The sequence below is a fragment of the Paenibacillus sp. GbtcB18 genome, assembly GCF_019091125.1.
In the GTDB taxonomy this organism is placed as follows: Bacteria; Bacillota; Bacilli; order Paenibacillales; family NBRC-103111; genus Paenibacillus_F; species Paenibacillus_F chitinolyticus.
This window is the reverse complement of the sequence record NZ_JAGXJX010000002.1, coordinates 823,751-848,319: the sequence shown is the minus strand read 5'-3', so window position 1 is coordinate 848,319 and position 24,569 is coordinate 823,751. Positions and strand designations below refer to the sequence as shown.

Below are 24,569 nucleotides of genomic sequence, written 5' to 3'. Positions count from 1 at the left end.
TTTTATATTGACATCATGTAAACGTATACATATACTTGATTTAATTAGTTTGTTAGTCATTTTAACTAAGTAAGGTGGTGATTGGGCTTGTGATCGGCAAGGGGAAAACGGGAAATACGAAATTAGTGAAACAAATGAACCGGGAAGGCATTTTGTACCAACTGCGTCAGCATCCCCGTTTGTCGAGAGCCGAATTGTCGGTCCGGACAAAGCTGAGCAGACCCTGCGTCTCCTCTCTCGTGGACGAAATGATCCATGAAGGGCTTATTCATGAAGTGGGAACCGGGGAGTCGAAGGGCGGACGCAAGCCGATTCTCCTTGAATACAACGTGCAGGCGTATACGGTCGTCGGGGCCGTTTTTGAAGGCAGTGCGCTGGAAATGGCCATTGCCGATATGAAGGGCGAGCTGCTGCATCATGTGCATACCCGCCTGGAGCAGCCGGTTGACGGCGATTCCGCTCTGGAAGCGCTCAAGACGAACCTGGATACGCTGCTTGAGAAAAGCGGGTTCGGCCGCGACCGCGTTATCGGAATCGGCGTCGGCCTGCCGGGTATTACGCAGAAACGCAGCGGCACCGTCAGTTACGCGCCGAGCACGGGCTGGATGAACCTGCCGGTCGGGAAGGAAATCGAAGAACGGCTCGGCATTCCCGTTATTCTCGACAACGACGTCAATATGATGACGATGGGCGAATTTTACGGGGGCGCCGGCTCGGGGGTTTCCAGCCTGGTCTACATGTATGTGGGAACCGGGATCGGGGCCGGGATTATCATCGACAAGCAGTTTTACCGGGGCAGTAAAGAGGCTGCCGGCGAAATCGGCTACATGCTGATCGGCGGCGACCGGCTCCGCAGACAAGGCGAATTCGGCGTTTTCGAGAAGAACTACTCCGTTACCGGTATCTGCGACAAAGCGAAAGCTGCCGGCCTTGCCGTCGATCCCGGGCGCAGCATCCTGCGGCAGTTGGTCGAACAGGCGGAGCAAGGAAGCCGCCAGGCCGGGACGCTGCTCGAAGATGTTTACGTCCACTGGGCGTCCGGTATCGCCAATACCGTCAGCGTGCTGGACCCGGAGCTGCTCATCCTGAGCGGCGAAATGGTCCATCTGAGCGAAAGCGGCTTGACCCGTATCCGCCAGCTGCTTGCGCAGTGGGTTCCGGTGCTGCCGGACATCCAACTGGCGGGGCTGAGGGAGCGGGCAGGTTTGCTGGGGGCCGTCCACAGTGTACTGGAAGCGTTTCCGTCCGCCCAGCCGGCCAGATCCTCCGGATCTGCCGGCGCGGATTAAACGATACAATCTAGAACTAGGGGGAGTACAAGTGAAAAAGAAGATGACCAAATGGACTAGTTTGACTCTTATCGCGGCAATGGCTGTCGGCCTGTCGGCCTGCGGCGGCGGTGACGACGGTGCGAAGAAGGGTGCCGAAGGCGCCGGCGGCGGAGCCGCTTCCGGTTCCCAGAAGCTCGTGATTTACACGGCCCGCGACAAGAACGTGGTCGACGAGATTTTGCCGAGATTCAAAGAGAAAAATCCGGGCATTGACGTGGAAGTCATGACGATGGGCGCCCAGCAGGTTCTGGAGCGTATCCGCGGCGAGAAATCGAATCCCCAGGCGGACTTCTGGTGGGGAGGCACGCAGTCCTCTTTCATAACCGGGGCCGAGGAAGGTCTTCTTGAGCCGTATAAGCCGACTTTCGCGGATAATGTGGCGGCTGAGAATAAGGACGCCCAGGACCGCTGGTACGGCGAAATGCTGCTGCCCGAAGTGATCATGTACAACTCCCAGGCGTTGAAGAAGGAAGACGCTCCGAAGGACTGGGATGAGCTGCTCGACGCGAAATATAAAGATAAGCTTCTGATCCGCGGCGTTATGGCGTCCGGTACGATGCGCACGATCTATTCCTCGATGATTTACCGCCAGGACCCTGCGGACCCGCAGAAAGGGTATGAATGGCTCAAGAAGCTGGATGCGAACACGAAGGAATACACGCAGGATCCGACCAACCTGTATCTGAAAATGGCCCGTCAGGAAGGCACGCTTTCCCTCTGGAACCTCCAGGATATCCTGATTCAGAAGGAAATGAAAAAGCAGCCGTTCGATTTCATTTATCCGGCCAGCGGCGCTCCGATCCTCGTAGACGGTGTGGGTATTGTCAAAGGCGCCAAAAACATGGATGCCGCCAAGAAATTTTACGAGTTCCTTTTCGATAAAGAAGAACTGAAGAAGAAAGCGGAAAAACTGTTCCAGATCCCGACCCGGACGGACATCAACAAGGATGAATTCCCGGCTTGGCTGAAAGGAATCGAAACGAAACCGCTGCAGCTCGACTGGAAAGTACTGGCCTCCAAAGAAAAAGAGTGGATGCAGTACTGGGATGAAAACATCAAGGGCAAAGGCAAGAAATAAAGCCCGAAGCCTGACAGATCCGGGTGGGGGAAGCCCCATCCGGGCCCGTTTAGGGCGGGTGCAATATACGATTTGTGCCTTTGTGCCGGCGGGATAGACGTACGGATAGGCAGGGAAGTTTTACTTTCTAGGAGGGATTCCACTTGATAGAAGTCAAGCTCGATAAAGTAAGCAAGAAGTTTAACGGCGCACGCGGCGTTGAAAACGTCGACATTCACATCCAGCCGGGCGAATTCTTCACGTTTCTCGGACCCAGCGGCTGCGGCAAGACGACAACGCTCCGCATGATCGCCGGTTTCTATTACCCGACGGAGGGACGGATCATGTTCGGCGAGAACAACGTGACGTATACGCCTCCCAACAAACGCAACACCGGTATGGTGTTTCAGAACTACGCCTTGTTTCCGCACATGACCGTGTTCGAGAATATTGCTTTCGGTCTCCAAGTCCGCAAACAGTCCAAGGCGGAAATTATGGATAAGGTGACGCGCGCCCAGAAGCTCGTCCACCTGGACGGATACGGCGACCGCAGAATCGACCAGCTGTCCGGCGGGCAGCAGCAGCGTGTGGCACTGGCCCGCGCCTTGGTGATCGAACCGAATATTCTCCTGCTTGACGAGCCGTTGTCCAACCTCGACGCGAAGCTGAGAGAAGAGACGCGCTTGGAAATTAAGCGCTTACAGCTTGAGCTGGGCATTACGACGATTTATGTGACGCACGACCAGGCCGAGGCCATGTCCATGTCCGACCGGATTATGGTCATGAAAGACGGCATCGTGCAGCAGATCGGCACCCCGCACGACATTTACAATCGTCCCGTCAACCGGTTCGTCGCTTCCTTTATCGGGGAGTCGAATCTGTGGGAAGGGACCGTGGAGCGCCTGGAAGGCGACACGGTGTACGTCCGCACCTCGTCCGACACGCTTATCACGGGATTTACCGCCAATGCTTCGCCGGAGTGCCGGTTGGCACAGGGCAGCAAGGTGACGGTTTCGGTCCGTCCGGAATCGATCCGCGAGGCCGCGGCTTCGGAGAGAGGCCTGGAGAACATTCTCGCCGGCAAAGTGCTGATGTCGGAATTTACGGGCGTGAGCGTCAACTACGTCGCGCAGGTCGGCACGCTGCCGGTTAAAGCGATGTTTATCGGTCCCGGCCAGCGCATGCGTCACCGCGATGAGGATATCGCTTTTGCCGTCCCGAAGGAAAGCGTTTATTTCGTAGAATAAGGAGGGTGCGCCCGTGCAGACGAACAAACCGCAAGCCAAGCAGCAGCCGGCCATCCGTCCGAACAGCCGATGGACCACGATCACGACGTCGCCTTACTTCGTCTACGTGCTCATCGCGCCGTTGTTTCTGATTTTGCTTGCCTATGTCATTTATCCGTTTTTTCAGACATTTTTACAGAGTGTGAAGCTGGAAGGGGCTTTTTCGTTCAAAAATTACGCCCGCTTCTTCAGTCTTGAGCATACATCGAATCTGGAAGCGCTGTGGAACAGCGTCTACATCTCCGTACTCAGCGTTATCACCTGCGGCATCGTGGGTGTCGCGATGGCGTTCCTGCTGGAGCGCTACGAGTTTCCGGGACGCAAAATTTTGTCCGTCCTCGCGATCGTGCCGATGGCGCTTCCGCCCCTGATCGGGGTGCTGTCCTTCTCGTTCCTCTACGGGGACAGCGGCATTATCCCGCGCGCGCTTCAGAAGCTGTTCGCTCTCGATCATGCGCCGCTTGCGCTTAAGGGCATCTGGGGGGTCATCGTCGTCCATACGTTCACGATGTACACCTATTTCTATATGACGGCGTCCACCGCCATCAGAGGTTTGGACCCGTCGCTGGAAGAAGCGGCGGCCAATCTGGGCGCCGGACGACTGCTCATCTGGCGCAGAGTCATTCTTCCGATGCTGACGCCGGCTATCATCGCGGCTTCGCTGCTCGTCTTCATGATCTCGATGGCGTCCTATACGGCGCCGCTCGTGTTCGGGATCGACCGGACGCTCACCATGCAAATTTACTTGTCCCGTACGAACGGGGACCTCGACATGGCGGCGACCCAATCGACCCTGCTGTCGATCGTCTCGATCCTGTTCCTGATTATGATGCGCTGGTACCAGAACGCGCGGAACTATCAGAACATGAGCAAAGGCGTCAGCGTCCACCGGACCGAAGTGAAAAGCAAGGCGGGCAAGTACACGGCGATGGTGCTGTCGTTTATCGCCACGCTCGTGCTGATGCTGCCGATTCTCGTCATCGTCCTGCTTTCCTTCTCCGAAGACAGTACGTGGACGGTCCAGGTCCTTCCGCCGGAGTATACGCTCCAGCACTTTAAAGACTTGTTTACCGATCCGAAAACATGGCGCCCGATCGCCAACAGCTTCAAGATGAGCTTTGTGGCGACCATCGGCAACCTGCTCTTCGGCGTTGCGGCGGCTTATGCCATCGTGCGGATGAAATTCAAGGGCAAAACGCTGCTCGACATCCTGATCATGCTGCCATGGGCGCTGCCGGGTACGGTCGTAGCCGTCAACCTGATCACGGCCTTCAGCGAACCGAACGCATTCTCGTTCAACCAGGTTCTGATCGGCAGCTTCTGGATTTTGCCGCTCGCTTATTTCGTCCGCCACCTGCCGCTGATCTTCCGGTCGACATCCTCGACCCTGATGCAGATGGACAGCTCGGTAGAGGAAGCCGCGCGCAACCTTGGAGCTTCCTGGTGGTACAGCTTCCGGCGGGTTGTCTTCCCGATGGCCCTGAGCGGTATTCTCGCGGGAACGCTGCTGGCCATGGTGGAGGGCCTCGGTGAGTTCGTAGCGTCGATCCTTCTGTACACGAATAACACGACACCTATGTCGGTTGAAATTTTCCAGCGCATGTACGCGTTCGAATTCGGTACGGCATGCGCCTACGGGGTCTTGCAGATTGTCATGATCATTCTCGTTCTTTTCGTTTCCAGGAAGCTGACCGGCGGCAACGCCGGGTCTGCTATCTGACCCGAGCTACGGTTCATTATCGTCTGGTCGCCGGCCGTTCCCCCGCGGAACGCCGCGACCGCCGCGATTTTGATAAAGGCAGGGAGTCATGCAGGATTCCTGCCGCCACTTTTACGCCTGAGGAGGAGAAGCGATTGAGTCAAGCAAGTGCAAACAGATGGATGAAAAAGTGGGTGGCAGCCGCCGTCTCGCTGACGGTTGTCGGAACCGTCGCCCTACCGGCGGCGCCGCAGACAGCCTCGGCCGACAGAGGGGTTGTCGATCTCTGGAAATCGATCAAGCCGCTCACCACAATCGCCAGTGCCATGAATACGGGGGCTCACCCCGATGATGAGCACAGTGCTACACTCGCGTATGTATCTCTCGGTCAAGGGGTCGACACGTCCAGTGTGATCGCCAACCGCGGAGAAGGCGGACAGAATGAAATCGGCAGCGAGCTCGGAAATGCCCTTGGCATTATCCGGACCCGGGAACTGCAAGAAGCTTCCAAAATCACGAACATTACGCTGGCCAACCTGAGCGTGAAGCTCGACGATCCGATCTACGATTTCGGCTTTTCCAAAAGCCCCGACGAAACGCTGGAGAAGTGGGGCGAATCCGTCGCCTACGAGCGGCTGATCCGTCAAATCCGCCAGAAGCGGCCGGACGTGCTGATTCCCGCATTTCTGAACGAAGCGTCGACTCACGGTCATCACCGGGCCATCAACGTTTTGACGGTACGGGCGTTCAAAGACGCCGGCAATCCGGCTATTTTCCCGGAGCAGCTTAAAGAAGGCCTTGCCGTATGGCAGCCGAAAAAGCTGTACCTGCCGGCCACGGACAAAGAGTACGACGTCGCTCTTCCGGTCGGAGACTACAACGAAATTTACGGCGCCTCCTACTCGCAGCTTGGGGAAGAATCTCGTTTTATGCACAAAAGCCAAGGCATGGGCCGTCATGTAGATGAAGGTCCGGGAAATTCCTATTACAAGCTGGCAGGCACCGCCGGGGACAACAAGACAGCCGTTTCCAAAAGCAGCTCGCTCTTCGACGGCATTTCCTTTACATTCGAAGATCTTGCCAAAGAACTGGACACCAAAGGCAAAGACAACAAGATCGTCAAAGATCTGAAAACCCTGCAGCAGGATGCCAATGAAGTCATTGCCGCCTATCCTAAATTCGCGAACGTCGCACGCGAGGTTCATGAAATGAAGGCGGACGTAAAGTCAGCGATTGAAAATGTGGAAAAATCCACTTTAGATGCTTCCGTTAAAACTGATATCCTTCATAGATTGCAGGTGAAAACCGATCAGCTTAACAAAGCAAGCATGGAAGCGGCCTCTCTGACCGTTAAAGTGAAGCCCGTATCGGGCGAGCTTGTAGCCGGACAAACGGCGAAGGTAGCGGTCACCGCACACAGCGGCGGCAGCGTGGATATCTCGGACATCGCGATGAAGCTGAATGTTCCGGAAGGCTGGACGGCCAAGGCGGCGGGCGCCGCCGAGTTCAAGAAACTGGGCTACAACCAGACGGTCAAAACCGAGTTCGAAGTGACCGTTCCGGCGAAATCCGCCGACTTCAACCCGTACGCTCTGCCGCTCATCAGCGCTGATGTTACATACACAGCCTACGGCACGCAGGCAGCGGTCCATGCGGTACCGGACAACGCGATTGCCGTTCTTCCGGCAACGTCCTTGACCCTCAGCCCGGAAGCGGCCGTGTTCAATACGCTTAAGCCGGACGAAGCCGTGCCGGTTAAAGTAACCGCCCGCAATTACGCGCCGGGAGCTTCCAAAACAACCGTTTCGCTGAAAGCACCGGAAGGCTGGACGGTCGAGCCCGCTTCGCTGGACGTAAGCTTTGCGGCGAAGAACGAAACGAAAGCCGTCGAGTTTACCGTGAAAGCGCCGAAGGGCGTGAAACCGGGCAAGGTGGACATTTCCGCCGTGGCCAGAGAAGGCCAGACCGATACGAGCCGTACGGTGCAGGTCATTTCGTACCCGCATATCGGCACGACTTATTACGTGAAACCGGCGACTCTGACGATTCAAGCTTTTGACCTTAACGTGCCGAAGGACCTCAAAGTCGGCTACGTATCCAGCGGATTCGACAATATCGATGCCGTTCTGCGCCAGGTAGGCGTTAACGTGACGAATCTGGATGCGAAAGCGATCCAGTTCGGGGATCTGTCCCAGTACGACACGATCGTGCTCGGCATTCGCGCTTACGCGTTCCGTCCCGAACTGATTCCGAGCAACCAGCGTCTGCTTGATTACGCGAAAAACGGCGGCAACCTGGTCGTTCAGTACCACAAGCCGGAAGACAAATGGACGCCGGACCTCGCGCCGTATCCGATCAAAATCGGCCAGCCTCTCATTCAGTGGAGGGTAACGGACGAGAATTCGAAGGTGACCATGCTGGCACCGGATCACAAGATTTTCAACACGCCGAACAAAATTACGGACGCCGACTGGCAGAACTGGATTCAGGACCGTTCCGCCTACAATCCGGCTGAGTGGGGCAAGGAGTACACCGAGCTGATTTCCAACGGCGATCCGGGCGAAAAAGAATTTACGGGCACGTTCCTGTCCGCCAATTACGGCAAAGGCACGTACACGTACAGCTCGCTTGTCTGGTATCGCGAAATGCCGAGTCTTGTTCCGGGCTCCATCCGGATGTTCGTGAACATGATCAGCCTGAAGCAGTAAGCTGGGCAAGCCGAACTTATACCGTTCTTTGATTTTAGAAAAGCTCCATGATTCACGCCTTATTTAAATGAAGAAAGACCGCAGCGGGGGATCTTCCGATCCTCCGTTCTATCGCGGTCGGCTTGGTCCGGCAGCAGGAACAAACCAAAGAAACCGGAGGGGACAGCATGAAGGCCCTAGATATCCACGGAAAGCATGCCGAGGACGCTTTCAGAAATGCCGCCTTTGCGGTCGTTCCGCTGGGAAGCTTGGAGTACCACGGTCCGCATTCTCCGCTGGGGACGGATTTTTTTCTCGCCCAAGGCTTCGCAGATCTTATTGATCCAGGGTTAAATCCCCTCGTTTATCCGGCTATTCCTTACACGGCATGTCCGGGCAAAACGGGAGATTATCCCGGCACCATATCCATTGATCCGGCCGTGTTTCACCGGTATTTGAGCGATGTGCTGGAAGGCATCTGCCGTTCGGGATTCAGACGGATCGTGCTGCTCAACGCCCATGACGGCAACATTGGAGCTTCCAGAACGGTTGCCGAGGAAGTAACTTCCCGTTGGAAGGATGCAAGCTTTCTCCTGATCAACTGGTGGCAGCTGGCTGCTGCGGACGCTCCGGAAAAGCTCGGATTTTTTCAAGGGACGACAGGAAGAGGACACGGCGGGCCTTACGAAATGTCCGCTGTCAAAGCGTTCCGTCCCGACCTGGTTCATGTATCGGAAGAAGATGCGGAATTGACTCCGCCTCCTCCGCTTTCCCCGATGCCTTACGTATTGGTGGAAGGCACGCCGGAAGGCTGGGCGGGCTACACGGGTCACATCCGTCAGACTTCTCTTCAAGCGGGCGATTGGATTGTAGGCGAGGTCACGGCCAACATGAACGCTCTCATTGCGAACTGGCTCGGCCGGCCCGCTCCCTGAACCGCGCACCGCTTACCTGTCATAAACATATAGAAAGTACCACTAGGAGGAATGGACCGCATGAGAAACCGCGAACAGATTTTACAGGAAGAAGGCGCCGCCTTTCCGGGACTGACCTATACGGAAGCCGTGCTTAAACCCGCTTTTAACGAAGCGAAAGCAAGTCTTCTCGGCCCGATGATGGCAATCAATAAAGCGCACCTGATTATGCTTAAAGACCAGGGACTCGTTACCGAAGAGGAAGCGTTGCAAATTGCGGACGCGATCCGCGGACTGGATCTGGAAGGGCTGCGCCAAGCCGAGTATACGGGTCAGTTCGAGGATTTGTTCTTCCAAGTGGAAAGCGACCTGCTGGAAGCGGCCGGAGACATCGCCGGCAATCTCCATCTGGCCCGCAGCCGCAACGATATGGGCATCTCGATTTACCGGATGGTTCTCCGGGAGAAGCTCCAGACGACGATCCGGGGAGCGCTTGCCCTCAAAAGCCAACTGCTCGCTTTCGCCGAGGAACACGCCGAAACGATCATGATCGGCTACACGCACACCCAGCAGGCGCAGCCGACAACGCTTGCTCATTACATCATGGCGGTGGCGGATTCGCTCGACCGGGATGTGCGCCGTCTGCAGGCCGCCTACGCCAACTGCAACCGCAGCAGCATGGGCTCCGCCGCATTGACCACTTCCGGGTTCAATATCTCCCGGGAGAGAATGCAGGAACTGCTCGGCTTCGACGAGCTGATCTACAACTCCTACGACGCCATCGGCGGAGCCGATTATGTCGGCGAGATTGCTACAGCCGTGCAACTGGCCGCCATTAACCTCGGCCGCTCTTCCCAAGATTTCCTGCTGTGGTGCACACAGGAATTCGGTGTTCTGCGCGTAGCCGATCCGTACGTCCAGATTTCGTCGATCATGCCGCAGAAACGCAATCCGGTCTCGTTCGAACACATGCGCTCGCTTCTTTCGAGCTGCGTGGGGAACACCCAGACCGTACTGACGATGATGCACAACACGCCGTTCGGCGACATCGTCGACACGGAAGACGACATGCAGCCGTACGCATGGAAAGCTCTGGCTGTCCTCGATCAGATGTACCGCCTTCTGTCCTGCGTCATCGGTACGATTCACGTGGACAAGGATGTGCTGCGCAAGCGGACGGAAGGCAGCTTCGCCACGGTGACCGAGCTTGCCGACACCCTGGTACGGACCGACAATCTGTCTTTCCGCAAGGCCCACCATATCGTCAGCGGAGTCGTGAAACGCGCGGTATCCGAAGGGCTGGCCGCCAACGAAATATCGCTGGCCATGGTTAACGAGATTGCCCGTCAGGTGATCGGCCGCGACTTGTCGATTACAGAGGAAGCGTTCCGCAGCTCGCTCGACCCTGTCCATTTCGTCTACATCCGCACCCTGCCCGGAGGACCTGCCCCGGACGAAATCCGCAGCACGATCGCAGACCGCCGCAGCCGTCAGCAGACCCAGGAAGCCTGGCTCCGGGATTCGCGGAGCAAAACGGAAGAGGCGCTGTCCCATCTGGATGCGGCGCTTGAAGGATGGAGCTCCGGTCAATGAAGGAGCGCAGCATTCCGCTGCTTGCCGTAGACGGCGGTGGAACCAAGTGCCTGGCTGTTTTTACCGATAGGCAGGGAAAAATAGAAGGAACCGGCCGGGGAGGTTCCTGCAATTACCAGACGACAGGCAAGGAAGCCGCCGTGGATGAGCTGGTACGGGCCATGAAGATCGCCAAGGAGGAGCTAGGCGAACCCCCCGCTCCGGACGAGACGCTGCGCGTCGAATGCGCGGTCTTCGGGATGGCCGGGCTCGATACCGGATACGACCGGCAGATCATAGAAGGGCTCGTCCGCGAAGCCCTCTCCAGAGCGGAGATTCGGGCGGACCGGGTCGTCGTGGAGAACGACGGACTAGCCGCGCTGCTCGGAGCGACGGACGGCAAGCCGGGCGTCCTGCTTATCGCGGGCACCGGCTCCATCGTTTACGGCGTCAACGGGCAGGGACGCAGCGCCCGGGCGGGCGGCTGGGGTTACCGGGTCGGAGACGAGGGCAGCGCCTACTGGATCGGCAAACAGGCCCTCACCGCTATCCTGCAGACCCTGGACGGCAGGCAGGGACCGACGAGTCTCGCCCGCAGAGTCCTGCCCTATCTCGACCTCCGTTCGGAGGAGGAGCTGTACAACTGGGTGTATTCGGCCGACTACCGGGTAGACACCGTTGCGGAACTGTCGCTGCTTGTCAGCGATTCCGCCCGGGAGGGAGACGCATCCTCCCTGCGTATTCTCGAAGCCGCCGCGGATGAGCTTTTTTACGGGGGGCGGGCCGTTATCGAAAAGCTTGGAATGAAAGACACTTCCTTCACTTTGATTCTCCAGGGCGGGGTTCTCCAGAATAATGAGTTTGTGCGGAGTACTTTGACGAAAAAATTGCGCGAATTCGCCCCTTCATGTAATCTGGAAGAAATAAAAAAAGAACCGATTTACGGAGTGATCGCCCAGGGACTCAGCCTGCTGCCGTAAATCCGGAGGAGGTTGGGGGACGTTATGAGGAAAACGCTGCTCTTTGTGTTTGCGCATCCGGACGACGAATCGTTTGCCTGCGGAGGCACGATGGCCAAATACGCGGAACGTGGACATGCTGTCCATCTGGCCTGCGCTACATCCGGCTGCAAGGGCAAAACGGGGGAGTACACGTTTACCTGCAGGGAAGAAGTCGCAATGTACCGGGAAGGGGAGCTCCGCCGGGCCGCCGCCGTTCTCGGCGTTGAGCGGGTTCACTTTTACCGTTATCCGGACGGAGGCCTGGCCGAGGTCCGTGAAGATCTCCTGGCCGCCCGTGTGGCCGCGACGATTCTGGACCTGCAGCCTCATCTCGTCGTCACGTTTCCCCCGGACGGAGTAACGGGGCATCCCGATCATATCGCCATCTCCAAGGCCGTGCTGCGGGCGGTCGAGGAATTGGACGCGGACGGCGGGGCGGCGCCCGACCTTTATTACGCGTCCATTCCTAACTACTACGACCACTGCGGGGACTGCGGCCCGTCCGAGTGCTGCCCTATTACGGCACGCGTGAATATATCGGAATTCCGCAGTCGCAAGGGCGAAGCGCTCCAGGCGCACAAAAGCCAGGTATATTCCGTGGACCGGGCCTATCCCGGCGTCATGCACGGCGACTACTCGGTGATCGGGCGCTACGAATACTTCACGCTTGTGCGGCGGGGCGGACAGCCAACCGGATTAAACAAATGCGCCGGTGAAATTCCGGTTGTTGAACTGGTCTGATATTCTTTTTTATGAAGCAGCTCAATAAACGAGGCCGGCTTTCCTTCGAGGGGAGGCTGGCTTTTTTACGTGTCGGGCCTTAGGAAAAGACAAGGGGGCTTGCGAGAGCGGAGGGACCCGCCCGAATTTCGTTCTTTGATTTCCTTCCGTTAATCCGGTACACTTTATGGATGATCTTTTGCAGGAAGAACTGCGGGAGAATATTTCAAAATCAGCCGGGACGAGTCCGGTTTTGAGGTGGAACTTTTGACTCATTCCTACGACAATGTAGTTTTATTTCCCAAAACGGCCGCTTCCTACGAGAAGCAGATGACCCAGATGCTGGAGCAGGAGCGCTATGAAGAGGCGGTCCGCCTGCTTCGCTACCTTCTGCAGTTCGCCAGGGACGACGCGGAGAAACAAGCCCAGTGGAGAGCTCTTCTGCAGTGGCTGGAAACGATGTTCCCGGAAACTCTGTACGACGACGCCGTCATGCAGGAGGGCGGTGAAGAGGAGGAAATTACCGAGGAAGACCTCAAGCGCCAGTCGGTGGCCGGAAAGTCCGCGGAAGGCCGGCAGTATGTCGGGCGTCTGCTGGACATGCTTGAGGACGGTACGGATATGGAGCGGCAGATGATCGCACTGGAGCAGCTTGCTTTTGCGGAGGACGACCGGATCGACGAGTTTGTAAAAGAGTGGCTCCATACGGCCCCGAGCCATCCGTTCGTTCAGTTCAGAGCTCTGCAGATGCTGAAGCAGCGGGGAGGAAAAGGCCCTGTCGTGCTTGCGCGCGCACAGAACAAAATGGTGCTCCGCATCGAGGATACGCCCCTGAAGCTCGAAGAATTCCCGGACCGGATACGCGAAATGGTATACCGGGTTCAGCAGATCAGCGAGTCGGAGCAGCCCGACTTCGGTTTTTTCGCCGAACAGACGTGGCTGGAATTTCTCAAGACGGTGTACGGCACGGAATTGTACACGTCCATGAGCGGCTGCCGGGAAGAAGAGGTGGACGTCTGGGCGAGCGCCCTGCATACCGTTCTTCACGAATCTTTATTCGGGAGCGCGGACAGGGAGCATATGCGGGAGCAGTACGGAATCACCGCTTCCATGCTGCAGGCGTGGGGCGAAGCTTACGCTTGTCTGCAATCTTTTATCCGGGCTTTGTACACGGGCGGCTAAAATAAAGCCATTCCTGTCATTCGCTTGAAAAAGCAAGGGTTTGTGGTATACTAGAATGGTTATAATGGCCACTAAAAGGCTTACGGGCCTAATTATGAGGTCAGAACGTGAAAAAATACTTGTCAGGGTACATTTTTGGAGGGGAAAGCATAAAATGAAAGCAAGCTGGGAAAAAATAGAGAAGAACACTGCAGTTCTTGATATCGAAGTGGAAGCGGAGCAAGTTGCCGACGCTCTCGACAGAGCTTTTAAGAAAGTCGTAGCCAAAGTAAACGTTCCGGGATTCCGTAAAGGTAAAGTGCCGCGGTCCATTTTTGAAAAGCGTTTCGGCATCGAAAGCCTGTACCAGGATGCGCTGGACATCATTCTGCCGGAAGCTTACATGCAAGCCGTTCAAGAAACGGGCATCGAGCCTGTTGACCGTCCAGAAGTGGACGTTGAACAATTCGGCAAAGGCCAAGCTCTGAAGTTCAAGGCGAAAGTAGCCGTGAAACCTGAAGTGGAACTCGGCGACTACAAAGGCATCGCGATTCCTGCAGCGGACAGCGCGGTAACTCCGAAGGAAATCGACGAAGAGCTGGAACGCCTGCAGCAAAGACACGCTGAGCTTGTCGTGGTTGAAGAAGGCGCGGCGGCAAACGGCGACATCACGATCATCGACTTCGAAGGTTTCGTGAACGGCGAAGCGTTTGAAGGCGGCAAAGCGGAGAAGTACTCCCTTGAGCTGGGCTCCAACAGCTTCATCCCTGGTTTCGAAGAGCAAATCGTCGGCATGACCAAGGACGAAGAGAAGGACATCGAAGTGACATTCCCGGAAGAATATCACTCCGAGCAGCTTAAAGGTCAAGCGGCTACTTTCAAAGTGAAGCTGCACGACATCAAACGCAAAAACCTTCCTGAGCTTGACGACGAGTTCGCTAAAGACGTAAGTGAATTCGACACGCTCGAAGAGTACAAGCAGGACATCGCGAAGAACCTGGAAGAGAAGAAGAAGCAGGATGCTGAAGTTCAGCGCGAAACAGCCGTGGTCGAGAAGGCCGCTGCTAACGCGAACGTTGAAATTCCGGCTTCCATGATCGAAACCGAACTTGACCAGATGGTAGGCGAATTCGAAAGACGTCTGCGCATGCAGGGCATGACGCTGGATCTGTACTTCCAATTCTCCGGCCAGAACGTGGACGTGCTGAAATCTCAAATGAGAGAAGACGCCGAAAAACGCGTTCGCAACAACCTGGTTCTCGAAGCGATCGCGATCGCGGAGAAAATCGAAGCGACGGACGAAGACGTGAACGCCGAGCTGGACCGTCTTGCCGAGCAGTACCAGAAATCCGTTGAAGAGCTTCGCTCGATCTTCGAAGCTAACGGCAGCCTGGAAGGCATCAAGCAGGATCTGGCTGTTCGCAAAACCGTAGACTTCCTGCTAGCTAACAGCACGGAAGAGAAAGAAAAGCCGGCTAAGAAAGAACCGAAAGCTAAAAAAGCAGCGAAAGAGGAAGCCAAGGAAGAAGCGGCCGAGTAATCGCCCCGCTTTCCCGGGCACTGCACGATCCCGACAAAAGCTGTATAATAGGACACATACAAAGGCACGTAATCCAAAGCGTGCCTTTGTTTTACCCGAAAACAGCCGCGAAAGCGAGATTTAGCGGGATTTATCCTAAAAATGACTTTACCTTTTAAACATGGTAAAATGAAAAGTAAGTACCCGCAAAGGAGTTGGTCCAATGAGTCTTATCCCTATGGTTGTGGAGCAAGAAGCCCGTGGTGAGCGTTCCTACGACATCTATTCTCGCCTGCTCAAAGACCGTATTATCTTTATCGGCAGCGCGATTGATGATGATGTGGCTAACCTTGTCATTGCCCAACTGCTGTTTTTACAGTCCCAGGACGCAGAGAAAGACATTCACGTATACATTAATTCTCCGGGTGGCTCGGTAACGGCCGGACTCGGAATTTACGATACGATGCAGCACATCAAACCGGACGTGTCGACGATTTGCGTAGGCATGGCAGCGAGCATGGGTTCCCTGCTTCTGACGGCCGGTGCGCCCGGCAAGCGTTTTGCCCTGCCGAACAGCGAGGTTATGATCCATCAGCCGCTGGGCGGTGTCCGGGGGCAGGCGTCGGATATCAAAATCCACGCCGACTGGATCATCAAAACGAAGCAGAAGCTGAATAATATCTATGTGAAGCATACCGGCCAGCCGTATGATAAAATAGATCGCGATACTGATCGCGATAACTTTATGAGCGCGGAAGATGCGAAGGCGTACGGATTGATCGACGAAGTCATCACTCGAAGCGACCTGAAATCTTAAAGGAGTGATCCAATGTTTAAATTCAACGATGAAAAAGGTCAGTTGAAATGTTCTTTCTGCGGAAAGTCCCAAGATCAAGTCCGCAAACTCGTTGCGGGTCCCGGCGTTTATATCTGCGACGAGTGCATTGAATTGTGCACGGAAATCGTGGAAGAGGAGCTCGGGCACGAGGAAGAGCTGGATCTCAAAGACATTCCGAAGCCGAAAGACATTTGCGGCATTCTCGATCAATATGTAATCGGTCAGGATCAGGCGAAGAAATCCCTATCCGTTGCCGTTTACAATCACTATAAGCGGATCAATTCCCAAAGCAAGCTGGAAGACGTGGAACTGCAGAAGAGTAACATCATTCTCGTCGGTCCTACGGGAAGCGGTAAAACCCTTCTTGCCCAGACGCTTGCCAAAATTCTCAACGTTCCTTTCGCCATCGCGGATGCGACTTCCCTTACGGAAGCCGGCTACGTGGGCGAGGACGTCGAGAACATTCTCTTGAAGCTGATTCAAGCAGCCGACTACGATGTGGAGAAAGCCGAGCGCGGCATTATCTACATCGATGAGATCGATAAAGTAGCCCGCAAGTCCGAGAACCCGTCGATTACACGCGACGTGTCCGGCGAAGGCGTACAGCAGGCTCTTCTGAAAATTCTGGAAGGTACGGTCGCTTCCGTACCGCCGCAAGGCGGACGCAAGCATCCGCATCAGGAATTCATTCAGATCGATACGACGAACATCTTGTTCATCTGCGGCGGCGCGTTTGACGGCCTGGAACAAATCATCAAACGCAGAATCGGGAAGAAAGTCATCGGTTTCAGCTCCGACGGTCTGAAAACCGATTTGAAGCCGGGCGAGTACCTCTCCATGGTACTGCCGGAAGACCTGCTGAAATTCGGATTGATTCCGGAGTTCGTAGGACGTCTGCCGGTTGTTTCCACGCTGGAACCGCTGGACGAAGCGGCTCTCGTTCGTATTCTCACCGAACCGAAGAACGCCCTCGTGAAGCAGTATCAGAAGATGCTGGACATGGATAATGTCAAGCTTGAATTCGATGCGGAATCGCTCGATGCTATCGCCAAAGAAGCCATTAAGCGCAACACCGGTGCCCGCGGTCTGCGTGCGATCATTGAAAGCATTATGCTTGATGTGATGTTCGACGTGCCGTCCCGCACGGATGTAACGAATTGCACCGTTACGAAAGATACGGTTCAGGACAAATTGACCCCTATTCTTTCCTCTCAGGAAGGTCAGGATGTCAACAAGAAGAAAGAAGAAAGCGCCTGATCTCGGTTGAGATCGGAGCTCATACTATAGAGTAACCGACAGCCTCCAAGCTGCCCGGCCTTGGCTGCCCGCTTCATCATTTGAGGCCGGCGCGGCTTTTGCCGGTGCGGCGCGGAGGATGTTTGGTTCATGGGAGAGAAGACACGTATGTTTCACAGAAAAGATACGAGACCGGTTCGTGTCGGAGATTTAACGATCGGCGGCAGCGATGAGGTTATCATTCAAAGTATGTGTACGACGAAAACGGCGGATGTCAAAGCGACTGTAGCCGAAATCCACCGGCTGGAGGAAGCCGGCTGCCAGCTCGTTCGTGTGACCGTCAACAATATGGAAGCGGCTGACGCCGTCAAGGAAATCAAGAAGCAGATTAACATTCCGCTTGTATCCGATATCCATTTCGATCATCGCCTCGCACTGGCGGCCATTGAGAACGGTATCGACAAAGTCCGGATCAACCCGGGCAACATCGGCCGCCGTTCGAAAGTCGAAGCCGTTGTGAAGGCTTGTAAAGAGCGGGGAATTCCAATCCGGATCGGCGTAAACGCGGGTTCTTTGGAAAACCACCTCTTGGAGAAATACGGATATCCGACGCCTGAAGCGATGGTGGAAAGCGCCTTGTTCCACATCGGCATCTTGGAAGAGCTCGATTTCCACGACATCATCGTGTCCCTGAAGGCGTCCGATGTGCCTATGGCAATCGCCGCGTACACTCAGGCTGCGCAGGCATTTAATTACCCGCTTCACCTTGGTATTACCGAAGCCGGAACGCTGTTCTCCGGCACGGTGAAGAGCGCTGCGGGGCTCGGTGCGCTGCTTAGCATGGGCATCGGCTCCACGATGCGGATCTCGCTCAGCGCGGACCCGGTCGAGGAAGTGAAAGTCGCCCGCGAGCTGCTTAAAACGTTCGGCCTCATTACCAATGCCGCGACGCTTATATCCTGTCCGACCTGCGGACGTCTGGACATCGACCTCTTTTCCATCGCCAACGAAGTCGAGGCCTACATCGCCAACCTTAAGGTGCCGATTAAAGTTTCCGTACTCGGCTGCGCCGTGAACGGACCGGGCGAAGCCCGCGAAGCCGATATCGGAATCGCCGGAGCGAGAGGCGAGGGCTTGCTTTTCCGCTACGGGGAGATGGTCCGCAAGGTACCGGAAGCCGAGCTTCTGAACGAGCTGAAGAAAGAAATCGACATCATTGTCCACGAATTCAACCGTACGGGTGAAATTCCGGGACGCCGGCAGCATCAAGAACGTATCGAGCTTGCTCAAAAGCAGGCTCAAGCCCAGCATTCCTGATGCATAAAGGATTCCCCGGCTAAGGCGGGGGGGCAGTCAACCGGAGTATTCCGTTTAAAAAATCAAAAGTCACGATCCCTTAAGGATCGTGACTTTTTTTGTCGGAGCTTAATGCCGGAAGCTGCCGGGGGGACTGTTGTCCTTCGCAAAAAAACGAATTCTCCTGAAAGCGAAGCGGGCTGTCCGTCATTTTGCGGGTGCGGAATCCTTATTTTGGCTGCTGCCGCCGGGCCCGGGGCCTAGATCCACATGGGCGATATAAGCGGCAACGGCATCCCGGATCGCCGCTGCGATTTTTTGCCGGCCCTCGTCGCTCGTCATCCGTGCCCGGTCCTCCGCATTTGTGATAAACCCGATTTCCACGATGACTGAGGGGCTTTGGGCTCTTTTAAGAAGGTAATACGTTTTACCAAGGATGGGGAGATGCCGGGTTCCTGAAATGGCGTTCAACCGTTCTTGGATCTGAGTGGCAAGAAAAAGGGAACCGGCGTTGTTTTGATGCAGCACATAGGGTCCTTTTTTGGAGCGGCTGAACGAAGAATTCACATGCAGCGAAATGAGCAGCTTCGGTTTGAGGTCGTTGGCCATCTGCATCCGCTGAGCGAGGTCTCGGATATGCCGGCTGCGGTTATTAAGCCATTTGTTGTCGTCGCTTAGAGCGTAGTCTTTGTCCCGGTTCAGAACGACCCGGTAGCCCGCTGTCGTCAGCAGCTGATAAGTCTGCTTGGCTACGGCCAGGTTGATGTCTTTTTCGAGCAGATCGCCGTGAACGGCCCCGCCGTCAATGCCACCGTGTCCGACATCAATCAGCACATCCGGCGGATTTATGTGGCTGTTGGTCCTGGAAGCGGATTTGGGAGGCTGCGCGTTGAGCGGGGAGTCAGGTGTCGACGGGGGGTTCATTATATCGGGCAACGATTCCGCATGGGCTTTTCCCGCAGTAAGCGATTTTTTGGCGTCGGCTGCAAGTTTGGATGCCTGCGAGGCGGTATCGGCGGTAAGAGTTTTGGTTTCGGCGAGCCGGTTTGGCGTTCCGCAGGCCGCAGCAAACAAAGAAAGGCCGGTTATGCAAGCGGCCAGACAGGAACCCGTTAGTAAGCGTTTGGTAAACATCCGGTCCATCCTTTCCGGAAAAGAGATAACGGTAGTTTTCTACACCTGCCTTCCTCTCATTCATTATTAGCCGAGAAAACATTTGGACGGCATGATTATTCCTTACCAGGAGGGGAATACTGCCATGTATGAGATCGGACCGGAAAGGACTGAAGATAAAATGGATATGAGCTTTAGTATGATTTTAATGTTGATTCAGGTGTTTTTTGCAGTTGTCATCGGGATGTACTTCTGGAACTTGCTGCGCAATCAGCAGACCAACCGGTCTGCCATCGATAGAGAATCGAAGAAAGAGCTGGAGAAGCTGAGAAAGCTCCGATCCGTATCGCTGACCAAACCTCTGGCGGAAAAAACGCGGCCTTCCAGTATGCAGGATATCGTCGGACAGAAGGAAGGGCTAAAGGCATTAAAAGCCGCTCTGTGCGGTCCCAATCCCCAGCATGTGCTGATATACGGTCCTCCGGGTGTGGGAAAGACGGCCGCGGCTAGGGTTGTCCTGGAAGAAGCGAAGAAAAATCCGCAATCACCTTTTCGAAATGAAGCGAAATTCACGGAAATCGATGCGACCACGGCACGTTTTGACGAGCGGGGCATTGCCGATCCGCTGATCGGCTCCGTTCACGACCCGATTTACCAGGGCGCCGGTGCAATGGGCGTTGCCGGAATACCGCAGCCGAAGCCGGGTGCCGTTACGAAAGCTCACGGCGGTATTCTGTTCATTGACGAAATCGGGGAACTGCACCCGATTCAGATGAATAAATTGCTTAAGGTGCTGGAAGACCGCAAAGTGTTCCTGGAAAGCGCCTATTACAATTCGGAAGACAACAACATTCCGAACTTTATCCATGATATTTTTCAGAACGGGCTGCCTGCGGATTTTCGTCTCGTTGGTGCGACGACGCGCACGCCGAATGAAATTCCTCCGGCCATCCGTTCCCGCTGTATGGAAATCTTCTTCCGTCCGCTTCTTCCGGAAGAAATCGGGGAGATTGCGGCCAATGCGCTGGCCAAAATCGGATTCCCGGCGAACGAATCCGCCATTGAGGTCGTCAAACGCTATGCCACCAACGGCCGCGAAGCGGTCAATGTGATTCAGCTCGCGGCCGGTCTCGCTTTGACAGACAAGCGCGAAGAAGTGACCGCGGCCGATATCGAGTGGGTCGTTAACAGCTCACAGATTCAGCCCAGACCGGAACGCAAAATCCCTTCGGAGCCGCAGATCGGCTTTGTAAACGGGCTTGCGGTATACGGTCCGAATTTGGGCACGCTATTGGAGCTGGAAGTTATCGCAATCCCCGCCGCCCGTCCGGGAAGCGGTTCGTTCAACATCACCGGAGTCGTCGACGAGGAAGAGATGGGCGGCGGTTCCCGCACGCTGCGCCGCAAAAGCATGGCCCGCGGGTCCGTGGAGAATGTGCTGACGGTTCTGAAGCGCATGGGACTGCGCACATCGGACTACGACCTGCACATTAATTTCCCCGGCGGGACGCCGATCGACGGACCGTCCGCGGGAATCGCCATGGCAACGGCAATCGCATCGGCCCTAAACCAGATACCCGTGGACAACAAGCTCGCCATGACCGGCGAGATGAGCATACACGGGAAAGTGAAGCCGGTCGGCGGCGTGGTCGCCAAGGTGGAGGCCGCTTTCCAGGCGGGTGCTACGCGCGTGTTTATTCCGAAGGAAAACTGGCAAGAGCTTTTCGCGGATCTGCCCGGTGTCGAAGTCATCGCGGTGGAATCGGTCGAAGAAGTGCTTTCGCTTGCCCTCGGCCTCCAGATCGCCAGTAATGTCATTCCGATGCCTGCGGCCGGAGAGCAGATGCTGCCGGGCACGATGCCGTTCCTGCATGCGGGACCGACCGATGGATCGGAATCCGCCAAATCGTAACATTTCCGTCTCCGGGCAGAAGCGGCTTTCGGCAGGGAGAAATTCCTTTCCGGGGGCCGTTTTGTGCCCAATTGGTGTTTTTCAGACAATTTTGTTAAAATGTTATCTACAGCATTAGCCCACCAGTAAAAAAGTGGAGGTGTCGGAACATGGGGCCTAATAAAACGCGGATACGCCGCCTGCCGTTATTGCCTCTCAGGGGACTGCTCGTATATCCGAGCATGGTACTGCATCTGGACGTAGGCCGGGAGAAGTCGGTCAAAGCCTTGGAAAAAGCAATGATCGAAGACAGTATGATCCTGCTCTGTTCCCAGGCCGAAGTGAATATAGAAGAACCCGCCAAGGAAGATATTTACCGGGTGGGGACCATCTCGAAAGTTCGTCAAATGCTCAAGCTTCCGAACGGAACGATTCGCGTACTGGTAGAAGGAGTCGTCAGGGCGGAAATTGCCGAGTATATCGCCAACGACGAGTTTTACGAAGTCAACGCGAAAGAACTTCCCGAAGAAGAAGTGAACGACGCCGAAATCGACGCGCTGATGCGTACGGTGCTCAACCAGTTCGAGCACTATATTACGCTGTCCAAAAAAGTAACGCCGGAAACACTGGCTGCGGTATCCGATATTGACGAGCCGGGGCGACTTGCCGATGTCATCTGCAGCCATCTTTCCCTTAAAATCAAAGATAAGCAGGACATTCTCGAAACGGTGGACGTGCGAAGCCGTCTGGAGAAGCTGCTTAATATTTTGAACAACGAGCGCGAAGTGCTTGAACTCGAACGCAAAATCAGCCAGCGCGTGAAGAAGCAGATGGAGAAGACGCAGAAGGAATACTATCTGCGGGAGCAGATGAAGGCCATCCAGAAGGAACTCGGCGATAAAGAGGGCCGGGCCGGAGAGATCGAAGAACTCCGCAGCCAGCTTGCCGCCTCGGAAGTGCCCGAGAACGTTCAGGAAAAAATCGAGAAGGAAATCGACCGTCTCGAGAAGATGCCTTCCACATCGGCGGAAGGAAGCGTTATCCGCAATTATATCGACTGGCTGCTTGCTCTCCCGTGGACGAAGAAGACGGAAGACGATCTGGATATCCATAAAGCGGAAGAAATTTTGAACGCCGATCATTACGGACTGGAAAAACCGAAAGAACGCGTGCTGGAATATTTGGCCGTCCAGAAGCTGGTCAAGAAGCTGAAAGGGCCTATCCTCTGTCTCTCCGGTCCTCCGGGAGTAGGTAAAACGTCCATCGCCCGCTCGATCGCGAAATCGATGAACCGCGAGTTCGTCCGTATCTCGCTCGGCGGCGTACGCGACGAAGCGGAAATCCGCGGTCACCGCCGCACCTATGTCGGGGCGATGCCGGGCCGGATTATTCAGGCGATGAAGACGGCAGGCAGTGTGAATCCGGTTTTCCTGCTTGATGAAATCGACAAAATGGCGATGGATTTCCGCGGAGACCCGGCCGCCGCGCTTCTTGAAGTGCTGGACCCGGAACAGAACAACACGTTCAGCGACCACTTCATCGAAGTGCCGTTCGATCTCTCTAACGTGATGTTCATTACGACGGCCAACGCCCTTCACAACATTCCGCGGCCGCTGCTCGACCGGATGGAAGTTCTGTACCTTCCGGGCTACACGGAAATCGAGAAGCTTGAAATCGCGGACAGCTACCTGCTGCCGAAGCAGAAGCGCGATCACGGGCTCGAAGACGGCCAGATGGTGATGAACCGCGACGCCCTTCTCCAGGTGATCCGCGAATACACCCGCGAAGCGGGCGTCCGCAACCTGGAACAGCAGCTTGCCGCGATCTGCCGCAAGGCCGCCAAGAAGATCGTCTCCGAACCCGGCCGGACGGTCGAGGTTACGGTGGACACCGTGAAAGAAGACCTCGGTCCGCCTAAATTCCGCTATAATATGGCGGATGAGCAGGACCAGATCGGTGCGGTCACGGGGCTGGCCTGGACGGAAGTGGGCGGCGATACGCTGGTCATCGAAGTGACGGTCATGCCGGGCAGCGGCAAGCTGACGCTGACGGGCAAGCTCGGCGACGTGATGAAGGAATCCGCCCAGGCGGCATTCAGCTATACCCGCTCGAGAGCGGAGCAGCTCAAGATCGCGCCGGATTTCCATGAAAAGAATGACATTCATATTCATATTCCGGAAGGCGCGATCCCCAAAGACGGACCGTCGGCAGGGATTACGATGGGAACGGCACTGATCTCCGCGCTGACGAACATTCCCGTGTCCAGCCAGGTGGCAATGACGGGCGAGATTACGCTGCGCGGCCGCGTCCTCCCTATCGGAGGACTGAAGGAGAAGGCGCTGGCCGCACATCGTGCGGGAATCCGCACCATCCTTCTGCCGAAGGACAACGAGAAAGACATCCGGGATGTTCCCGAAAGCGTCCGTAACGATCTTACGTTTATTCCGGTCGCTCATATGGACCAGGTACTGGAACACGCGCTCGTCAAGGAAGTGGATCTGAAGGCTTAAGCCGGTCAGGAATCTTCCGGTCTTCCCCAAGCGGAGACCGGGTGCATATCGATGAAAAGAGTGTGAAACATGAAGGTCAACCAGGCTGAATTTATTATCAGTGCGGTGGGACCGGGACAATACCCTGAGGATGCCTTGCCGGAGATTGCTTTGGCAGGGCGTTCCAATGTGGGTAAGTCTTCGCTCATCAACCGCATGATTTCCCGTAAAAATCTGGCCAGGACAAGTTCCCAGCCGGGCAAAACGCAAACCCTCAATTATTACCGCATTAATGACGACTTATATTTCGTCGATCTTCCCGGTTACGGCTATGCCAAAGTTTCCAAAACGAAACGTGCCGAATGGGGCAAGTTTATCGAAAATTACTTGCTGAAGCGGGAACCGCTGAAAGCGGTTATGCAGCTGGTCGACCTGCGTCACCCGCCGTCCAAGGACGACCAGGCCATGTATGCCTGGCTGAAGCATATGGGGGTGCCGGTCATTGTCGTTGCGACCAAAGCGGACAAGGTACCCAAAGGCAAATGGCAGAAGCACGCCAAGGTCATCAAGGACGACCTGGAGTTTGACCGTTCGGGACCCTTCATTATTTTCTCGTCGGAAACGGGAATGGGGAAGGACGAGCTGTGGGAGATTCTGGAGTCCGCCATCGGCTGGGGACAGGCGCAGCCGGACGGCGACGTTTTGCCGGAATCCGCTCCATCTGAATAAGATTCGCAGTCTTTCGTTTGCTTACGGGCT

General features: G+C 55.7%; 18 protein-coding genes. 17 read left to right on the top strand and 1 reads right to left on the bottom strand.

What is annotated here, in order from left to right; translation table 11 throughout:
- Window positions 1-89: 89 nt before the first annotated feature.
- The 14 genes from KVT34_RS09105 (at window position 90) to ispG (ending at window position 18,338) form a co-directional block, all read left to right on the top strand.
- Window positions 90-1,289 carry an ROK family transcriptional regulator gene (locus KVT34_RS09105; protein ID WP_217558248.1) on the top strand — a complete coding sequence of 400 codons (1,200 nt, stop codon included), beginning with the start codon at window positions 90-92 and terminating at the stop codon, window positions 1,287-1,289.
- 31 nt (window positions 1,290-1,320) lie between these two features.
- Complete coding sequence (locus KVT34_RS09100) at window positions 1,321-2,409, top strand: extracellular solute-binding protein (RefSeq protein WP_387540759.1); 1,089 nt, start codon at window positions 1,321-1,323, stop codon at window positions 2,407-2,409.
- Between the two features lie 143 nt (window positions 2,410-2,552).
- Window positions 2,553-3,635, top strand: a complete 1,083-nt coding sequence (locus KVT34_RS09095) for an ABC transporter ATP-binding protein (protein WP_217558247.1) — start codon at window positions 2,553-2,555, stop codon at window positions 3,633-3,635.
- A gap of 52 nt (window positions 3,636-3,687) precedes the next feature.
- Window positions 3,688-5,394, top strand: a complete 1,707-nt coding sequence (locus tag KVT34_RS09090) for an ABC transporter permease (protein WP_372011940.1) — start codon at window positions 3,688-3,690, stop codon at window positions 5,392-5,394.
- 161 nt (window positions 5,395-5,555) lie between these two features.
- Window positions 5,556-8,081: a PIG-L family deacetylase gene (locus KVT34_RS09085; protein ID WP_217558549.1), complete on the top strand. Its 2,526-nt coding sequence runs from the start codon at window positions 5,556-5,558 to the stop codon at window positions 8,079-8,081.
- A 167-nt stretch (window positions 8,082-8,248) separates the two neighbouring features.
- The gene (locus KVT34_RS09080) at window positions 8,249-8,995 is read left to right on the top strand and encodes a creatininase family protein (RefSeq protein ID WP_217558245.1); all 747 of its coding nucleotides are present in this window, start codon (window positions 8,249-8,251) and stop codon (window positions 8,993-8,995) included.
- A gap of 60 nt (window positions 8,996-9,055) precedes the next feature.
- Entirely contained in the window at window positions 9,056-10,567 is a 1,512-nt protein-coding gene (gene argH, locus KVT34_RS09075; RefSeq protein WP_217558244.1) for an argininosuccinate lyase, read from the top strand.
- Window positions 10,564-11,526 (top strand): N-acetylglucosamine kinase, encoded by a 963-nt coding sequence (locus KVT34_RS09070; RefSeq protein ID WP_217558243.1) that lies wholly within the window; start codon window positions 10,564-10,566, stop codon window positions 11,524-11,526. Before argH ends, KVT34_RS09070 begins: the two co-directional genes overlap by 4 nt.
- Window positions 11,527-11,550: 24 nt before the next feature.
- The gene (locus tag KVT34_RS09065) at window positions 11,551-12,288 is read left to right on the top strand and encodes a PIG-L deacetylase family protein (RefSeq protein ID WP_217558242.1); all 738 of its coding nucleotides are present in this window, start codon (window positions 11,551-11,553) and stop codon (window positions 12,286-12,288) included.
- Between the two features lie 246 nt (window positions 12,289-12,534).
- Window positions 12,535-13,449: a hypothetical protein gene (locus tag KVT34_RS09060; RefSeq protein ID WP_217558241.1), complete on the top strand. Its 915-nt coding sequence runs from the start codon at window positions 12,535-12,537 to the stop codon at window positions 13,447-13,449.
- A gap of 154 nt (window positions 13,450-13,603) precedes the next feature.
- The gene (tig, locus tag KVT34_RS09055) at window positions 13,604-14,968 is read left to right on the top strand and encodes a trigger factor (RefSeq protein WP_217558240.1); all 1,365 of its coding nucleotides are present in this window, start codon (window positions 13,604-13,606) and stop codon (window positions 14,966-14,968) included.
- 202 nt (window positions 14,969-15,170) lie between these two features.
- Window positions 15,171-15,764: an ATP-dependent Clp endopeptidase proteolytic subunit ClpP gene (clpP, locus tag KVT34_RS09050; RefSeq protein ID WP_009674201.1), complete on the top strand. Its 594-nt coding sequence runs from the start codon at window positions 15,171-15,173 to the stop codon at window positions 15,762-15,764.
- Between the two features lie 12 nt (window positions 15,765-15,776).
- On the top strand, window positions 15,777-17,042 hold the full coding sequence (gene clpX / locus KVT34_RS09045; protein WP_042230544.1) for an ATP-dependent protease ATP-binding subunit ClpX: 1,266 nt from the start codon (window positions 15,777-15,779) through the stop codon (window positions 17,040-17,042).
- A 147-nt stretch (window positions 17,043-17,189) separates the two neighbouring features.
- Window positions 17,190-18,338, top strand: coding sequence for a flavodoxin-dependent (E)-4-hydroxy-3-methylbut-2-enyl-diphosphate synthase (gene ispG / locus KVT34_RS09040; protein ID WP_009674222.1), 1,149 nt, complete (start codon window positions 17,190-17,192; stop codon window positions 18,336-18,338).
- Between the two features lie 186 nt (window positions 18,339-18,524).
- Here the strand turns inward: ispG and KVT34_RS09035 are convergent, their stop codons facing one another.
- Window positions 18,525-19,451 carry an N-acetylmuramoyl-L-alanine amidase family protein gene (locus KVT34_RS09035; RefSeq protein ID WP_217558239.1) on the bottom strand — a complete coding sequence of 309 codons (927 nt, stop codon included), beginning with the start codon at window positions 19,449-19,451 and terminating at the stop codon, window positions 18,525-18,527.
- Between the two features lie 166 nt (window positions 19,452-19,617).
- Between KVT34_RS09035 and lonB the strand changes: the two genes are divergently transcribed.
- From lonB to yihA, 3 genes are all read left to right on the top strand, one after another.
- Entirely contained in the window at window positions 19,618-21,342 is a 1,725-nt protein-coding gene (gene lonB / locus KVT34_RS09030) for an ATP-dependent protease LonB (protein ID WP_174446821.1), read from the top strand.
- Between the two features lie 149 nt (window positions 21,343-21,491).
- Window positions 21,492-23,831, top strand: coding sequence for an endopeptidase La (gene lon / locus KVT34_RS09025; protein ID WP_217558237.1), 2,340 nt, complete (start codon window positions 21,492-21,494; stop codon window positions 23,829-23,831).
- Between the two features lie 69 nt (window positions 23,832-23,900).
- Entirely contained in the window at window positions 23,901-24,539 is a 639-nt protein-coding gene (yihA, locus tag KVT34_RS09020) for a ribosome biogenesis GTP-binding protein YihA/YsxC (protein WP_217558236.1), read from the top strand.
- Window positions 24,540-24,569 lie beyond the last annotated feature (30 nt).

Bases quoted from the DNA above. Each gene is read 5' to 3' on its own strand.
- KVT34_RS09085 (WP_217558549.1), top strand. From the start codon at position 5,556: ATGAAAAAGTGGGTGGCAGCCGCCGTCTCGCTGACGGTTGTCGGAACC.
- KVT34_RS09080 (WP_217558245.1), top strand. From the start codon at position 8,249: ATGAAGGCCCTAGATATCCACGGAAAGCATGCCGAGGACGCTTTCAGA.
- argH (WP_217558244.1), top strand. From the start codon at position 9,056: ATGAGAAACCGCGAACAGATTTTACAGGAAGAAGGCGCCGCCTTTCCG.
- KVT34_RS09070 (WP_217558243.1), top strand. From the start codon at position 10,564: ATGAAGGAGCGCAGCATTCCGCTGCTTGCCGTAGACGGCGGTGGAACC.
- KVT34_RS09065 (WP_217558242.1), top strand. From the start codon at position 11,551: ATGAGGAAAACGCTGCTCTTTGTGTTTGCGCATCCGGACGACGAATCG.
- tig (WP_217558240.1), top strand. From the start codon at position 13,604: ATGAAAGCAAGCTGGGAAAAAATAGAGAAGAACACTGCAGTTCTTGAT.
- clpP (WP_009674201.1), top strand. From the start codon at position 15,171: ATGAGTCTTATCCCTATGGTTGTGGAGCAAGAAGCCCGTGGTGAGCGT.
- clpX (WP_042230544.1), top strand. From the start codon at position 15,777: ATGTTTAAATTCAACGATGAAAAAGGTCAGTTGAAATGTTCTTTCTGC.
- ispG (WP_009674222.1), top strand. From the start codon at position 17,190: ATGTTTCACAGAAAAGATACGAGACCGGTTCGTGTCGGAGATTTAACG.
- KVT34_RS09035 (WP_217558239.1), bottom strand. From the start codon at position 19,451: ATGTTTACCAAACGCTTACTAACGGGTTCCTGTCTGGCCGCTTGCATA.
- lonB (WP_174446821.1), top strand. From the start codon at position 19,618: ATGAGCTTTAGTATGATTTTAATGTTGATTCAGGTGTTTTTTGCAGTT.
- lon (WP_217558237.1), top strand. From the start codon at position 21,492: ATGGGGCCTAATAAAACGCGGATACGCCGCCTGCCGTTATTGCCTCTC.
- yihA (WP_217558236.1), top strand. From the start codon at position 23,901: ATGAAGGTCAACCAGGCTGAATTTATTATCAGTGCGGTGGGACCGGGA.